Origin of the sequence: Kineococcus radiotolerans SRS30216 = ATCC BAA-149 (genome assembly GCF_000017305.1) — a bacterium.
In the GTDB taxonomy this organism is placed as follows: Bacteria; Actinomycetota; Actinomycetes; order Actinomycetales; family Kineococcaceae; genus Kineococcus; species Kineococcus radiotolerans.
On record NC_009664.2, the window covers coordinates 483,948 to 499,228 of the forward strand.

The 15,281-nt window shown below is 70.8% G+C and carries 17 protein-coding genes; all 17 read left to right on the forward strand.

What is annotated here, in order from left to right; genetic code table 11:
• The first annotated feature begins 13 nt into the window (after positions 1-13).
• The 17 genes from KRAD_RS02440 (at position 14) to KRAD_RS02515 (ending at position 15,262) form a co-directional block, all read left to right on the forward strand.
• On the forward strand, positions 14-574 hold the full coding sequence (locus KRAD_RS02440; protein WP_011981655.1) for a hypothetical protein: 561 nt from the start codon (positions 14-16) through the stop codon (positions 572-574).
• 69 nt (positions 575-643) lie between these two features.
• Positions 644-1,573, forward strand: coding sequence for a major capsid protein (locus tag KRAD_RS02445; protein WP_011981656.1), 930 nt, complete (start codon positions 644-646; stop codon positions 1,571-1,573).
• 30 nt (positions 1,574-1,603) lie between these two features.
• Complete coding sequence (locus KRAD_RS02450) at positions 1,604-2,062, forward strand: hypothetical protein (RefSeq protein ID WP_011981657.1); 459 nt, start codon at positions 1,604-1,606, stop codon at positions 2,060-2,062.
• Positions 2,059-2,379, forward strand: a complete 321-nt coding sequence (locus KRAD_RS02455) for a hypothetical protein (RefSeq protein WP_011981658.1) — start codon at positions 2,059-2,061, stop codon at positions 2,377-2,379. The genes KRAD_RS02450 and KRAD_RS02455 overlap by 4 nt, the downstream gene beginning before the upstream one ends.
• Positions 2,379-2,732, forward strand: coding sequence for a hypothetical protein (locus tag KRAD_RS02460; RefSeq protein WP_011981659.1), 354 nt, complete (start codon positions 2,379-2,381; stop codon positions 2,730-2,732). The genes KRAD_RS02455 and KRAD_RS02460 overlap by 1 nt, the downstream gene beginning before the upstream one ends.
• Positions 2,729-3,124, forward strand: a complete 396-nt coding sequence (locus tag KRAD_RS23870; protein ID WP_011981660.1) for a phage tail termination protein — start codon at positions 2,729-2,731, stop codon at positions 3,122-3,124. The genes KRAD_RS02460 and KRAD_RS23870 overlap by 4 nt, the downstream gene beginning before the upstream one ends.
• A 60-nt stretch (positions 3,125-3,184) precedes the next feature.
• Positions 3,185-3,847 carry a phage tail tube protein gene (locus tag KRAD_RS02470; protein WP_011981661.1) on the forward strand — a complete coding sequence of 221 codons (663 nt, stop codon included), beginning with the start codon at positions 3,185-3,187 and terminating at the stop codon, positions 3,845-3,847.
• A gap of 83 nt (positions 3,848-3,930) precedes the next feature.
• Positions 3,931-4,143 (forward strand): hypothetical protein, encoded by a 213-nt coding sequence (locus tag KRAD_RS02475; RefSeq protein WP_041291850.1) that lies wholly within the window; start codon positions 3,931-3,933, stop codon positions 4,141-4,143.
• Positions 4,144-4,183: 40 nt separating this feature from the next.
• Entirely contained in the window at positions 4,184-4,510 is a 327-nt protein-coding gene (locus tag KRAD_RS02480) for a hypothetical protein (protein ID WP_011981663.1), read from the forward strand.
• Positions 4,511-4,554: 44 nt separating this feature from the next.
• Positions 4,555-4,938: a hypothetical protein gene (locus KRAD_RS02485; protein ID WP_011981664.1), complete on the forward strand. Its 384-nt coding sequence runs from the start codon at positions 4,555-4,557 to the stop codon at positions 4,936-4,938.
• Positions 4,939-4,957: 19 nt separating this feature from the next.
• Positions 4,958-10,945, forward strand: coding sequence for an aggregation-promoting factor C-terminal-like domain-containing protein (locus tag KRAD_RS02490; RefSeq protein WP_011981665.1), 5,988 nt, complete (start codon positions 4,958-4,960; stop codon positions 10,943-10,945).
• Complete coding sequence (locus KRAD_RS02495) at positions 10,945-11,322, forward strand: hypothetical protein (protein ID WP_011981666.1); 378 nt, start codon at positions 10,945-10,947, stop codon at positions 11,320-11,322. Before KRAD_RS02490 ends, KRAD_RS02495 begins: the two co-directional genes overlap by 1 nt.
• A gap of 1 nt (position 11,323) precedes the next feature.
• Entirely contained in the window at positions 11,324-12,463 is a 1,140-nt protein-coding gene (locus KRAD_RS02500) for a hypothetical protein (RefSeq protein ID WP_011981667.1), read from the forward strand.
• On the forward strand, positions 12,460-12,633 hold the full coding sequence (locus KRAD_RS25835) for a hypothetical protein (protein WP_157873455.1): 174 nt from the start codon (positions 12,460-12,462) through the stop codon (positions 12,631-12,633). The genes KRAD_RS02500 and KRAD_RS25835 overlap by 4 nt, the downstream gene beginning before the upstream one ends.
• A 22-nt stretch (positions 12,634-12,655) precedes the next feature.
• A complete protein-coding gene (locus KRAD_RS02505; protein WP_011981668.1) occupies positions 12,656-13,171 on the forward strand; it encodes a hypothetical protein in 516 nt (171 codons plus the stop codon).
• On the forward strand, positions 13,168-13,605 hold the full coding sequence (locus KRAD_RS02510; RefSeq protein WP_011981669.1) for a redoxin domain-containing protein: 438 nt from the start codon (positions 13,168-13,170) through the stop codon (positions 13,603-13,605). Before KRAD_RS02505 ends, KRAD_RS02510 begins: the two co-directional genes overlap by 4 nt.
• A 10-nt stretch (positions 13,606-13,615) precedes the next feature.
• Positions 13,616-15,262, forward strand: a complete 1,647-nt coding sequence (locus KRAD_RS02515) for a glycoside hydrolase family 78 protein (RefSeq protein WP_011981670.1) — start codon at positions 13,616-13,618, stop codon at positions 15,260-15,262.
• Positions 15,263-15,281 lie beyond the last annotated feature (19 nt).

Below are 15,281 nucleotides of genomic sequence, written 5' to 3' on the forward strand. Positions count from 1 at the left end.
TGGAGGCCGCAGCATGGCTGACGCACCTGACGACGTGAACCCCGACGACGAGGCCCCGGAGGCCGACGGCGGCGGCGACAAGCAGCGCGAGCCGTTCGACGAGGCCCGCGCCCGTGAGGCGCTCAACAAGAAGAACCGCGAGGCCCAGCAGCTGCGCGAGCGACTGAAGGAGCTGGAACCCCTCGCGCAGAAGGCCCGGGAGCTCGAGGAGGCCGGCAAGTCGGACCTCGAGAAGCTCAGCGGTGAGCGCGACTCATTCCGCGACCGGGCATCCTCTGCCGAGCAGCGGCTGAGCCGCCTCGACGTGGCCCTGGAGGCCGCGCCGGAAGGCATCTCCGTAACGCTGCTGAGGCAGGTCGCCAAGCGCATCTCCGGCGGCACGGCCGAGGAGATGCAGGCGGACGCCGAGGAGCTGTTCGCTCTGCTCGCTCCGGCCAGCGCTCCGGATCGACCGGCGGACGTGGTCCCCGGCCGACCGAAGGAGCGTCTGCGTGGCGGCTCCGACCCCGAGGACGAGCCCGACGAGATGGACCCCGCCAAGCTCGCGGCGAAGATCCGCTCGGCTCGCAACTGAACCACCCTGCACGGCCTCGCCACGGTGGCCGTCAGCGGACCCATCTGACATCTCCTGAGGAGGACCACTGTGGCCAACAACTTCCTGAAGGGCCGCCAGATCGTCAACGCGGCTCTGGGCCTGGCCCGGGACGAGGTCACCATCTCGTCCCTGGTGTGGCGCGACGGGCTCGGCGACTTCGCTGGCCAGGCCGGCGACACCATCACCGTCCGGATCCCGGCGACGACCCGGGCCCGCACCCGCGCCCTGCGCGGCGCCCGCCCGACGGCGTCGGAGGGCAACGGCATCATCACGATGGACGAGCTGTCCGAGAACAGCTTCGACGTCACCCTCGACACGGACGTGTACAACGCGATCCCGGTCACCGACGAGGAGCTGACGCTCGACATCACCGACTTCGGTGCGCAGATCCTGCAGCCGCAGGTCGCGGCCGTCGTCGAGGGCGTCGAGGACATGATCGTCGCCGAGATGGTGGGCGCGACCTACACCGAGACCCTGACGCTGAACACGGCCAACCCGTACAACACGGCCGTCGACGCCAACACCGCGCTGAACAGCCGGAAGATCCCCCGCGCCGACCGTTGCATCGTGCTCGGCGCGGAGCTCGAGGGCTACTTCCTGAAGAGCGACAAGCTCTCCAACGCCCACCAGTCCGGGTCCACGGAGACGCTGCGCGCGGCGAACATCGGGACCCTGTCGGGCTTCCCCGTCTACGTGTCCAACGCCATCCCCGCCGACGTCGGGTTCGCGTTCCACCGCACGGCGTTCATCTCCGCGACCCGCGCGCCCGCGGTGCCGTCCGGTGCGACGTTCGGCGCCTCGCAGAGCTACGGCGGCCTCGCGCTGCGGTGGCTGCGTGACTACGACTTCCGCAACGTCCAGGACCGCTCCCTGGTGGACGTCTTCGCCGGGACCTCGACGGTCCTGGACGACACCAACGGCGACGGGACGCGCGACGCCCTGATCCGTGCGATCAAGATCGTCCTCCCCGCCGGCTGATCCTAACCTCCTGAAGGGAGGGGAACCCTGATGGCCTACCCGCTCGTGCTCCTCGAGGAGCTGAAGACGCGCCTGGGTCTGGAGGAGTTCCCCTCCCCGACTGAGGCGGAACGCGCACAGGCGGCACTGGACGACGCCATAGGCCTGGTCCTCGACGAGACCAAGCGCACCTTCCGCGACGCGCAGGGAAAGCCGGACGTGCCCTCGACCGTGTCCACGGTCATCTTCGCCTCGGCCAAGCGCTCGTACCAGAACCCGACCGGCATCACGTCGGAGACGGTGGGCCCGTTCGCCTACCGCTACGGCGCCACGGGCGCCTTCCTCACCGAGGACGAGAAGAAGGCTCTGTCCCGCTACGGTCCTACGCGGTCGGCGGGCGGGCTCTGGAGTCTGGGCACCACCCGCGGCGAGGACTTCAGCGACACGCTGTGGGTCAACGACCAGTTCGGCGGCGACCCGATCCCCTGGCAGACCCGGGAGGGCCGGTGATCGGCCAGCACGCACTGACCGTGCGCGTCCTGCGCCCCATCACCCGGGACAATGACGGCGACGAGACGCCCGGCGACGAGCACGACGAGCCGGGCTGCATCTTCGCCCCTGCGACGCTGGGCGGGGCCGACACCGAGCCCGGCGACTTCGCCAACACGGTGATCTCCGGCGGGATGCTCTTCTGCCCCGGCCGCACCCTCGACGTCAATCCCAGCGACCGGGTCGTGGTGCGCGGCCTCGTCTACGACGTGCAGGGCGAGCTCGGCGACTGGGGCCCCGCAGGCTCCCAGGTCGCCCTGCGCCGGACGGTGGGCTGATGGTCCGTCTCGGCAACTACGAACCCGACGAGGCGGCCTGGGACCGGATCGTCGTCTCCCAGAGCGTCCTCGACGCCTGCATGGCTGAGGCGACGCGCGGCATGGCCTACGCCGAGTCCATCTCCCCCCAGCGCACGGGCGACTACCGGTCCCACTTCAAGGTGGAGGCCAGCACCGTCACCCTGCCCGCCTACGGGGTGCGCGCCGCGGCCGAGCTGTCCAACGACTCCGACCATGCCGTCCCGCTGGAGTTCGGGACCCAGCCGAGCATCTCCGCGGGGTCCTACCGGCCCGGCATGCGGGCCCAGCGCATCCTCGGCGAGACGGCCGCGTTCCTGGGTGGCTCACCGTGAGCTACCCCGACATCGACCAGGCACTGAAGCACCTGCTGGCGCCTCTCGTCGGTGGCCTCGAGCACATCGGCACCGAGACACCATCCGAGCTGCAGCAGCGGCTGCCCTACATCCGCGTCGGCCGCATCGGCGGGCCCCGCACAGCCCTCGAAGACGCCCCCGTCGTGGAGATCGACTACTTCACCGCGACCCGCGCCGGGTCGGTGAAGGGAGCCGGCGAAGTCAGCGACCTGCTGCTCGGCTCGCCGTATCACTTCATCCGCATGCCTGACGGGGCGAGTGCACTGCTGGAGAACCCGCAACAGCCCGTGGGCCCTCGTGAGCTGCCCTGGCCAGCGACCGGCGTCCGCCGCTTCTCCGGCACGTACCGCTTCGTCACGCGCAGCTCCTGACACGCCCTCGCCCCTCCGTGGGGCACCACACCACGCTGTCCTCACACAGGAGGCTCCCCCATGCCCAACTTCGGTGCCATCACGAAGTTCAACACCCGTCTGGTCCGCAAGACCCTCACCGGCGGCCTCTGGATCGCCGACGAGGACGCCACCGTCCTAACCCGGTCGAACCTGCTCGGCGCGGACGGCACCTTCGCCACCCTCCCGCTCGACTACAAGTTCAGCGGCCTGACCACCACGGACGGTCTCCGCGCCGCACGGGCCCAGGAGCAGGAGGACATTTCTTCCTGGCAGTTGCGAGAGCCGGTGCGGTCGGAGCTGACCACCGACACCGAGACGGTGCAGGTCGACTTCATGGAGACCTCCAAGACCACCATCGAGCTCTACACCGGCGCCGACCTCTCGAACGTCACCTACGTCAACGGCGCGTTCGAGATCCCCAAGCCCGAACTGCCGCCGTCGCGCTACTACCGCGTGCTGCGCGTGGCGATCGACCTCGTCGACGGGGAGGAGTACTACTTCATCAACTTCTACCCGCGCATGAAGGTCACCAACTTCGCCGACCAGGCCGACACCCGCGAGGGCGCCCTGCAGTGGGGCGTCACGCTCACCGCCTACAACGACGGCGACGTCGGCTACTCCAAGAACCACATGCAGGGTGGTCCCGGCTTCGCGCTCGTCGCGGAGGACATGGGCCTGCCGGCCGTCACGGTCGCTCCCTGATGACGACTGGCGGCGGATTGCTCAGGGGTGGGCCGATCCGCCGCCAGTCCTCGTCCGCCCACCCCACCGCCGAGGAGGCAGTCATGCACGGCACGTTCACCAAGGACGGCGTCACCAAGGTGGCGCAGGACCCCGCACACCGCACCCTGCTGATCTTCACCGGCTGGGGCGAAGTGGACCCCGCGACCTTGAAGGGCGCGTCCCTCGCCGCAGCTGTCGAAGCCGCCGGCGTGCCCAACGAGGGCACCGCCGACGACAAGCGCGTCGCCCTGCGCAAGGCCACCCAGCCGTCCTGAGCGGCCTCAGCCCACCCCACCCACTCGAGGAGCCCACCCCATGCCTGACTTCACCATCGACGACTTCGAGATCGAGCGTCCCGACGACGAGTTCGCCTACACCGCCAAGAGCGGTCGGCGGTACGTCTTCGCGGACCCGAAGGCGCTGAAGGGTCGCGACCTGCTGCGCCTGAACTTCCAGGACCCCGAAGAGACGCTGCTGATTCTCCTGGGCGACGACTACGACGAGTTCATGGACGAGGACGAGGTCGACGGCTACCTCATCGACCCGCTCATGGAGCGGTGGGCCAAGCAGTACAAGCTGCCCGTGGACATGGGGAAAGGGCGCGGCTCGCGCAGGCCCTCGGCCGGTTCGGGCAAGCGCTGAAGGCTGACTTCGCCCATTGGTACCCGGGCAAGGACGTCGGTGAGATGTGGCGGGCCCGGCACTGGACGGACCTGCTGGACCTCATCGACGGCCTGCCGCGGCACTCCCTCTACATGGAGGCCGTGGCTGGGGACGAGGACCTGGCTCGTGAGTGGCTGGAGCTGGAACTGGCCGGCGAGGTCGAGGAGGCCAAGCCGACCATCCGGATCTCCGAGTGGTCCCCGGAGCGTGAAGCCGAGGCGCAGATCATCGACGCGCTGAACCGGGTGTACGTGGCCACCGTCGGCGTCGCCACGGGCAAGCCGCCGAAGGTCGAGCCCGCGTTGCGGCCGGTCACCGCGCTGCAGGAACTGCGCCGGGAAGCGGACATGAAGGTCGTCTTCGACTTCGCCGCGCGGGTGACGCCGAGCATGCAGCAGAACAACTAAACGAAGGAGGGCCAGCCCTATGGCGACCTACGACGCAGGCCGGGTCGTCCTCACGGTCTGGCCCTCCTTTGCCGGAGTCCAGGAGCGCATCGGCCGCGAGGCCGGCAAGTGGGGCCGCGACGCCGGCCGGGCGTACCAGACGGGCTTCAACCGCGAAGTGGCCGCGGCCCCGACCGTGAACCCCGGCCCCTCCGACGCGGAGGCGGCTCGGCTGGGCAACGACGCGGGCAAGGCCTACGGCAACGGGTTCCGCAGCGGCGTCGGCTCCGGCGGCCCCGCGCCGGTGCCCGGCCCGTCCCCCTCGCAGTCGCGTCAGCAGGGGCAGCGCTCCGGTGGCGCCTACGGTGACGCGTTCCGCGCGCAGCTGGAGCAGGCGACGCGGTCGCTGCCGCGCATCGAGCTGCCGATGGCCACCACCGAGGCCAAGCAGAAGATCCGCGACCTGCGCACCGACCTCGAGCGCCTGTCGAACCAGCGCATCGGCATCGACGTCGACGCGGCCACCGCCGAGGCGGAGGTCGAGCGACTCCTGGGTCAGCTGCGGGCGTTGAACGCCGCGGCGACCGACGTGCAGGTCCGGGCCGACACCGCGGGCGCGATCGCCAAGCTGGAGGGTCTACAGGAGCAGCTGCGCAGCCTGTCCGGGGCGACGGTGGACGTCGACCTGGAGGTGCAGGACGGCTCGTTCGCGGCCCGCATCCGCCAGGCCATCGAGCGGGCCCAGGCGGCGCTGCCGCGCATCGAGATCGACGCGGACAGCTCCGACGCCGAGGTCGAGATCCAGCGCATCCGGGGGCGCCTCGACGCGCTCGGGAGCCGCCGCATCGGCGTCGACATCTCCGCCGCGGACGCCGCGGCGCAGATCACCCGCCTGCAGGGCCGCCTGGAGCGGCTGCAGGCCAGCACCACCGACGTGCGGGTCAACGCCGACGCTGCAGCTGCCGCCGCGGCACTGGCGGCCGTGCAGGCGCAGGTGGACCGCCTCAACGGCTCCAGCGCCCGCGTCGACGTCGACTCGACCAGCATCAACACCTTCTCCGGCCGCCTGGTCCTGCTGGGCACGGCCATCGCCTCCATCGCCCCGGCGCTGCTGCCTATCGGCGGGATCGCCATCACCAGCCTCGGCGCCATCGGCGCCGCGGCCACCACGGCCATCCCCGCGTTGGCCACCCTCGTCCTGGGCTTCAAGGGCGTCGGTGAGGCGCTGAAGCAGATGGGCAAGGTGCAGGACGAGTCCGCCGGGCTGGCGGACAAGAACAGCGAGGCCGCGCAGCAGCAGGCGCAGGCCCAGGCCGCCGCAGCACGCCAGGTGGAGTCGGCCGAGGCCAGCCTGGCCAACACCCGCGCCAACGTCGCCGAAGCGGAGCAGCGGACTGCCCAGCAGATCGCGCAGGCCCAGCAGGGCGTCATCAAGGCCCGGGAGGACGCGGCGCGGTCCGCGGCGACCGCGGCCCGGCAGGTGCTGGACGCGCAGGCCGGCCTGGCCGACGCCGAGGAGGCACTGGCCGAGTCGGTCGCCGCGGCGACCAAGCGCGTCACGGACGCCCGCGAGGCCGCTGCCCGCTCCGCGGAGGCCGCTGCCCGTCGCGTCGCCGACGCGGAGCGGGACCTGCAGGACGCCCGCCAGGCGGCCGACGAGGCCGCGGTGCAGGACGCCAAGCGCGTCGCTGACGCCCGGGAAGCCCTCGCGCGAGTCACCACCGACGGCGCCCAGCGGGTGCAGACCGCCCTGCGCCGTCAGACGGACGCCGAACGCGACTACTCCGATGCCCTCCGGACCGAGCGGGACCTGCAGCGTGACCTGGCGCAGGCCCGCAAGGACGCGCAGGACCAGCTGGAGGACCTGTCCTTCCGGGTGCGCCAGGGCGCGCTCGACGAGAAGCAGGCTGGCCTGGACCTCGCTGAGGCCCGGGCGGAGTACGAGAAGGCGCAGACCGACGGCAAGGCAACCGATGCGTCGCGCGAGCAGGCCCGCATCCGCTTCGAGGAAGCGAAGTTGCAGCTGGAGCAGCTGGAGGTCAGTAACCAGCGCCTGGCTGAGCAGCAGGCCGAAGCTAACGAGGAGGGCGTCGAGGGCTCTGACGCAGTCGCGTCCGCCCAGGAGCGCATCGCCGCCGCGGTGCGCGCCCGGGAGGACGCCGATCGGGCCGCCCGTGAAGCGGCGGCCGGGGTCGAAGCGGCGCGGGTGGAGGCGGCCAACGCGGTCGCTGACGCCGAGGAGCGTCTGGCGGAGGCGAGCTCGGCCCGGCTGAAGGGTCAGGAGGACGGCGAACGCCGTGTTTCCGACGCCCAGCGAGCCCTGGCCGATGCGCTCGGTGCGCAGACGCAGGCGCAGGTGAACGCCGCGGAGCGCATCACCGAAGCCGAAGCCGCCCGCATGGAAGCCCAGGAGGACGGCGCCGAGCGGGTCGCGGGCGCGCAGCAGAGGGCGGCCGACGCGGTCGCCGGCGCTGAGCGGACGCGACTGGAGGGCTTGGAGCGGATCGCGCAGGCGCAGGACACGGTCAGCCAGGCCGTGACCGCGCAAGCGGAGCAGCAGCGCTCGGCCGCGTTCTCGCTGGAGCAGGCGGAGCGCTCGCTGGCCGGCGCTCGTGAGTCCGCGGCGACCGCTGCAGCTGGCGGCGCCGTCGCGGCGACGGCAGCGATGCGGAACCTGGACACGGCGATGGGCAAGCTGTCGCCGCTGCAGCAGGAGTTCACCCGGTTCCTGTTCGGCCTCGGCCCGCAGCTGGGGGTCCTGCAGGACGCTTCAGCGGCCGGTCTGCTGCCGGGTGTGCAGCGCGGGATCGAGGCGCTGCTGCCGCTCATGCCGACCTTCGAGCGGCTGGCGCTGACGTTCGGGACGGCCCTGGGGTCGCTGTTCGAGCGGGCCGGGCAGTCGCTGGCCGGTCCGGAGTTCCAGCGCTTCTACGTCTTCCTGGAGACGCAGGGGCCGGGGATCCTGTCCTCGCTTGGCACCCTCGTGGGGTCGGTGTTCTCGGTCTTCAACGGACTCGCGGAGGCCTTCGGGCCGATCGCGGCGCAGACCATCACCTCGCTGGCCGGGCTGACGCAGCGGTTCGCTGACTTCCTGCACACCGCTGGCGACAACGAGTCCTTCCAGGACTTCCTGCGCTACGTGCAGGAGAACACCCCCGCGGTCATGGAGTTCCTGGGCTCCCTCACGGACGCCTTCGTCAACATCATCCGGTCCATGGCGCCGTTCGGACCGGTCGTGCTGGGCGTCATCGGCTTCCTGGCCGACATGATCGCCGCCGTGCCCCCCGGGGTGCTCGCGGCCATCGCCCTGGCCGTGACGGGCATCGTGACGGCCTTCACCATCCTCGGCCCGGTCATCGCCTTCGTGTCAACGATCATCGCTGGCATCAGCGCCGGCCTGCCCGTCCTGGCCGTCATCATCGCGGCGTTCGGGGGGCCGGTGACGCTGATCGTCGCCGGGGTCGTCGCCCTGGGCGCGGCCTTCCTCGCGGCCTGGCACCACTCGGAGACCTTCCGCAACGCGATCTACGGGATCGGCGACGTCTTCGTCTGGCTGTGGGAGAAAGCGTCCTGGCTCGGAAACATGCTCTTTGATGGCATCCTGTGGCCCTTCCGGAACCCGGGCGTCATCTGGGACGGCATCAAGTCGGGCTTCTTCTTCTTGCTCGAAGCGATCAAGGAGTTCTTCGGGATCCACTCCCCCTCCACGGTCTTCGCGGAGATCGGCGAGTTCCTGATCCTGGGTCTGCTGTCCGCCTTCGAGGGGCTGCAGAAGCGGGTCCACGCCGCCTTCATCGTCGTCAAGCAGGCCCTCCTCGACGTCTGGGGCATCGTCGTCGACAAGGTCTGGAACCCCATCCAGACGTTCCTGACGGTCACGCTGCCCGGCTACTACACCACCGCCGTCAGCGGGATCGCCAGAGCGTGGGAGTGGGTCAAGGACACCGTCCGCAAGCCGCTGGACTGGCTTCGCGACAACGTCTTCGCGCCCTACTTCACCTTCTACACCGTCACGCTGCCCGGCTGGTTCACCACAGCAGTCGGCTTCATCGGCACCGAGTGGGGCAAGTACGCCAAGAAGATCACGGACCCCATCGACTGGTTGCGCGACAACGTCTGGAACGTCTTCGCCAACTTCCTGACGGTGAAGGTCCCAGGCTTCGTCGCCTCGGGCGTCAACCTCATCGGCACCGAGTGGGCGAAGTACGCCAAGAAGATCACAGACCCGATCGACTGGTTGCGCGACAACGTCTGGAACGTCTTCGCGAACTTCGTGACGGTGACCCTGCCGGGCTACTTCACCACCGCGACCGACCGCATCGGCGCCGCCTGGGACATGATCAAGGAGAAGCTGAAGCAGCCGATCCGGTTCGTCATCGACACCGTCATCAACCAGGGCATCGTCGACGCCTTCAACTGGATCGCCGGCAAGGTCGGCCTGCCCCAGGACAAGCAATTGCAGCGGTTCAAGCTCCCCGAGGGCTTCGCCCGAGGCGGCGTCCTCGCCGGGCAGTCGTCGTGGCGTGACGGCGACGACCAGCTCGTCCCGATGCGTCGCGGTGAAGGCGTCGCCGTCTCCGAGGCCATGCAGGTCCCAGAGGCCCGGGAGCAGCTGCTGACCTGGAACCGCCTCGGCGTCCAGGGCGGCGCCAGCGCTGTCCGGCAGTACATGCGGGGCATGCAGGGCTACGCCCGCGGCGGCATCGTCGACCTCGGCCGCTGGTTCCAGGGCAAGGGGGCACGCGTCGCCGAGCACCCCGCATTCGGTGGCGTCTCCAACGTCCACCGAGGCCGCGGGCACTACGAGGGCCGCGCGATCGACGTCAACCGCAACGGCAACAACGGCTCGGAGAGCGACTACGAGAAGGAGTTCTTCGACCGCTACGCCAACGCCCTGAAGGCGGCCGGGTGGACGGTGTACTGGCGGGTGCCGGGCCACTTCAACCACCTGCACGCCGAGGCTCCCACCCGGAGCTTCGAGGGCGCCTTCCCCGACGGCGGCATCCTCAGCGCTATCGGTGACCTCGCCGCCGGCGCCTGGGACTTCCTCTCCGGGCTCAACCCGATCGACTACCTCAAGGGCAAGGTCGGGGAGCTCATGGGCTCCGTTCCCGGGGCAGGCGCAGCCCTGGACCTGGCGAAGGCTGTGCCGAACAAGCTGCTCGACGTCGCTGGCAGCAGCATCATGTCGCTGCTGTCGTCGGTCAACCCGTTCGACGGCAGCGAGAACGACACGCCCTCCGCGCTCGGCGGCACGGCCGCCCAGAACCGGGAGGTCGTGCGCCAGCGCGCGGCTCTGCGCGGGTGGGGCGACGGCCCGCAGTGGGCCGCGCTCGACTGGCTGGTCAACAAGGAGTCCAGCTACCGCAACGACGTCAAGAACCCCACGTCGACGGCCTACGGCTTGTTCCAGTTCCTCAACGGCACCTGGGACGACGTCGGCGGGCGGAAGACGTCCGACCCGGGACTGCAGACCGACTACGGGCTGCGGTACATCGCGCAGCGCTACACCGACCCCATCGGGGCGAAGCGCTTTCACCAGAAGAACGGCTGGTACTGGGGCGGCGGCATCATCGGCCAGCCGGAGGCGCACAACCTGCGCCCCGGGCCCGGGAAGTACATCCCGGCGCTGGCCGCGCTGGGATTGCAGCCCTTCGGGCACCTCGCCGACGTGCCAGCCATGGCCGCCGGTGGGGTGGTGCGCGCCACTCCGGGCGGCACCATCGTCCGTCTGGCCGAAGCCGGACGTGATGAGGCCGTCGTCGACGCCGGGCTGCTGAACGCGCGCATGCGAGAGCTGGAGGGCCTCACCTCTCAGCAGGCGGTGTCGTTCAGCGCGCAGCAGCTGGCGGCGATGGCCGGCACCACGCGCCGGCAGGACCAGCTGGCGCCGCTGCTGCGCGAGCTTATCGACCTAGCCGGCGACGGCAACGCCATCGCCCAGTCCGGTCTCGACCGGATCTACGGGGCAGTGGAGGACGGGCCGCGGCGCCATCAGCAGCTCACGAGGCAGGGAGGAGGCCGCTGATGGCGAAGGTCAAACTGCGGACCCTCTGGCTGAACCTGGCCGCGACACCGGAGGTCAGGCAGTCGTTCCCGCACATGGCCTCCCTGCAGGTGAACACCGCCCGCAAGGGGGAGGTCCGCACCTACACCACGGGACGGATGCGGTCCATCACCAAGGTCGGCAGGGCGCACACGCTCACCGCGTCCCTGCCGGCCTGCACCCGCGAGCAGATCGACTGGCTCGCGAAGCACCAGGGAGAGCTGCTCTGCGTCCGTGACGACCGCGGCCGCAAGTTCTGGGCCGTGTTCTTCGACCTGCCTGTCGAGGAGCACCCCTACAACCAGGAGGCGAACGTGAGCCTCATCCTGAACGAGGTCACGCACAGCGAGGCGGTCTGACGTGCAGCTGCTCACCGCCGCCCCCCGCCAGGACCTCACCGAGGACCAGGTGCGGGCGGTGCTCACCGCCGACAGCCTCACCGTCTCCGCCGGATGCGAGCTGCTCGACAGCGAAGACGACGTCATCGCGGACATCTCCGGCGACCTGCTCGGCGGATCCGTGAAGCGGGAGTGCCTCGCCGACGTTCACGGCGCCTGCACGCTGCAGCTGACCCGGGAGCTCGCCTGGGGTCGTGACCGGGTTCGCCCGTACATGGTGCTGCAGACGAACCTGCCGGGTCTCGCCGTCTCGGCGCGGTTCAACCTCGGCGTGTTCGTCCTTACCACCCCGCGGCGCCTGCTCGAGGACAACCCGGTCTGGGAGGTGCAGGGCTACGACAAGATGCACCTGCTGCAGGTCCAGGTCGGCGACTCGTACAGCGTGCCCGCCGGCACCGGCTACCTCGCCGCCGTCCGTGTCGCGATCGCTGCGGCCGGCGGCGGGGACGCCGTGCTCCTGGACTCCGCCGCCGCCGACAAGGTGCTCGCCGCGGCCATGACCTGGCCGCTGGATGCCGGCACCCCCACGACGTGGCTGAGGATCGTCAACGACCTCCTCGCCGCCGTCGGCTACCGCGCCCTGTGGGCGGACCAGGACGGCTTCTTCCGCTCCGACCCCTACCGCCCGCCCACGGAGCGGCCCCTGGAGTGGCGCTTCGACGTCGACGACTCCCGCACCACCATCATCGTCGAGGAACGCACCCTCACCGCCGACACCTGGGGCGTCCCCAACTGGTGGCGCTTCCTGCGCCGATCCACCGAGAGCACCCCCAGCGAGGGCGCCGGCCAGTACACCGTCACCAACCAGACTGAGGGGCCGACCTCGGTCAACGCTCTCGGCCGCCGCGTCCCGAAGGTCGTCTGGCTGGACGCCGCGGACCAGGCCGCCCTGCGGTCGCAGGGGGACGCGATCGTCGCCGCGGACCGCCGGGTTACCGCGACGATCGAGCTGCGCACCGGGCCGTTCCCGCTGGCCGGTCACTTCGACATCGCCGCCTATGCGGACCGCCTCGCCCCGGACCTGTCCCGCATGCAGGCCAGGTCTTGGGACCTGTCGCTGGATGGGGCGGACATGCGCTGGACGTGGGAGGTCGTTGCGTGAACCTCCTGCCCGGCGTCGTCGTGGGCACCGCGCCCCTGCAGGTCCGCCTCGACGGGTCCACCACCGCGGTGCCTGCGCGCAGGCTCGCCAGCTACTCCCCCGCCGCCGGTGACCGCGTCGCCGCCGTCGTCTTCGGCTCCGAGGTCCTCGTCCTCGGCCGCGTCATCTGACCCACCACCTCGGAGGTACCCCTTGGGACTGCAGGCAGAGTGGGACCCGGTCGGTAAGACCGTCATCGCCTTCCTCGACGACACCGACGCCTTCCGCCCCCGGCAAGCCACCGGCGCCGCCCCCACCCCCGGCGTGGCGACCGTCGTCCTCAACGTCCAGTCCGTGTGGCCGGACCCCTACCTGCCGCTGCTGCCGGACCTCCTCGGTCCCGCGGTCGTGCGATGGGACGCGGACACCAACACCCTCGTCCGGGAGTGGCCGCAGGCGCGCTACACCCCCGACGCCGTCCGCGCCGGCCTCACCGCCCTCGTCAACACCCTGGCCCGCACCACCCTGGCCGTCACCGACTGGGTCGTCGTGCGCCAGCTGGAGACTGAAGAACCGGTACCGGAGGCCATCGCCGCCCACCGGTCCGCGGTGCGCGCCTGGACCAAGGAGCGCAAGGCCACCCTGCAGGCCGCGTCGCCCGCTGGGCTCCTGGCCTTCGACCTCACGCCACCCGCCCCGCCGGCCGACAGCCCCCGGGACGACGAATGAGCGCTGCCGCCCTGCCCAACCACACCGGCGGCACGACCCTCGTCGGGCAGGCCACGCCCGGCCGGGTCCAGGTCGCATGGTTCTTCCCCAAGGCCAACACGCCCGGCTGCACCGTGCAGGCCCGCCAACTGGTCGCCTCGTGGGCGGCGCTCGCCGACGACGGCGTCGACGTCGTCGGCGTGAGCTACGACGCCCCGGACACGCTCGCCACCTGGGCGAGGCACCTGACCATCCCCTTCCCCCTGTGCACCGCCGACCTGGCCGCCGCTCACGCCCTGGGCGCAGCACGACCCGAGGGGGACCCGTGGCGGGAAGCGCTACCTGCGCGGGTGGCCCTGATCACCGACGACCACGGCCTGGTCATCGCCCACTGGCAGGTGCACGACGTGCACAGCTTCGTCGACCAGGTCCGGTCGGCGCTGAACCTGAGGTGAGGAGCGGCCAATGACCTTGTTCGTCGACACCTTCACCCGCACCGGCAGTCTCTCCGGGTCCCGCACTGAGTCCGGCGACGGCGTCTGGTCCAACCCCAACAGCAGTGCCAGCCTCAACGGCGACGTCGCCACGCTGCCCGGTGGTAGCGGCGCCTTCCTGTTGGCCGGCACCGGTGAAGCCGACCTCACCGCCCAAGTCGCCGGCGGCAACTACGCCGGCATCTTCGTCCGCGGACCCGGCGGCCTCGGCGGGTGGCGGCTCGAGGGCTACTACCAGACGTACTCCAGCGGCTCCTACCAGACTCAGCCCAGCTACACCGCCTACTACACCGTCTCCGAGCTCACGACCGACAGCTACGACGTGCCGAACTGCCCCACCATCGGGCAGACCATGACGCAGTCGCAGTGCGGGTCTTCCTCGTTCCCGAGCAGCATCGGCGGGGCCTGTGGGGGCAGCTCCGGCACCGGCCGTAGCTCCTACCGCGCCTATCTCCAGAGCGTGCAGCAGTCCGGCACGTGCCAGGTGTACGTCCCCGGCTCCTACACCCTGTACTTCAGCCGCCTCATCAACCCCGACGGCTCGATCGTGTGGTCCGGGCAGACCGCCTACGCACCCCTGTTGCGCCTGCGCGCCCAGGGCTCCACCATCACGGCCTGGGTGAACGGGAGCCAGGTGGCTACCGCCACCGACTCCAACGCCACCTCCCGCGCCCGCAACGCCCACGGCATCTCCGCAGGTGCCGACCAGGTGCAGTTCACCCGGGTCTCCCTGGACACCCTCAACGTCCCACCGAACGCGCCGCTGATCGTCGAGCCTGCGACCAACGCCGTCGTGGACCGCACCCAGCCCATCACCCTGCGCTGGCAGTTCAACGACCCCGACGTCGATGATCGGCAGTCGAAGTTCGACCTGCAGTACCGCGTCGTCGGCTCCGACACATGGACGTGGAGGCCCCAGGAGACCCCCACCGCCAGCTACACGGTGCCCACCGGCACCTTCGGGGACAGCCAGCAGATCCAATGGCAGGTCCGCACCTACGACGCTCAAGGCGTCGTGGGCCCCTGGTCGGCGGCGTCCTACTTCCGCGCCGGCACCCCACCACCGGCACCGACGTGGACGTCCCCCACCAACGGCGGGCAGATCCCCACCGAGACGTTCACCGCCCAGTGGTCCAGCGCCTCCCAGGTCAGCTTCGAGGTGCGCGTCAGTGACACCAGCGGCGCGCTGATCTCCACGACGGGGACCGTCACCAGTCAGCAGCGACAGCAGCGCCTGACGTTCCCCGAGAACAACGTCACCCGCCGCCTCGCGGTGCGCATCCAGGCCGGCGGCCTCTGGTCCCCGTGGGCGACGGTCACCGCCACGGTCTCCTACACGGCCCCCGCAGTCACCGCAGTGTCGGTCACCGCAGACGACGTCAACGGCTCCATCATCGTCGACCTCGTCAGCCCGGCCCCCACCGGCACCCAACCCGCGGTCCGGTTCCTCGACCTGTACCGCCGGGCCGGTGAGGGCAGCGAGGAGCGGGTCGCGGCCAACCTCCCGGTAAGCACGGTGTGGACGGACTGGACCCCCGCCACCGGCGTCGAGCACGCCTACCGCGCCGTTGCCCACGGCGCCAACGGCGTCACCTCCACCAGCGCGCCCACCACCTGACTGGCCACCCTGAAAGGGG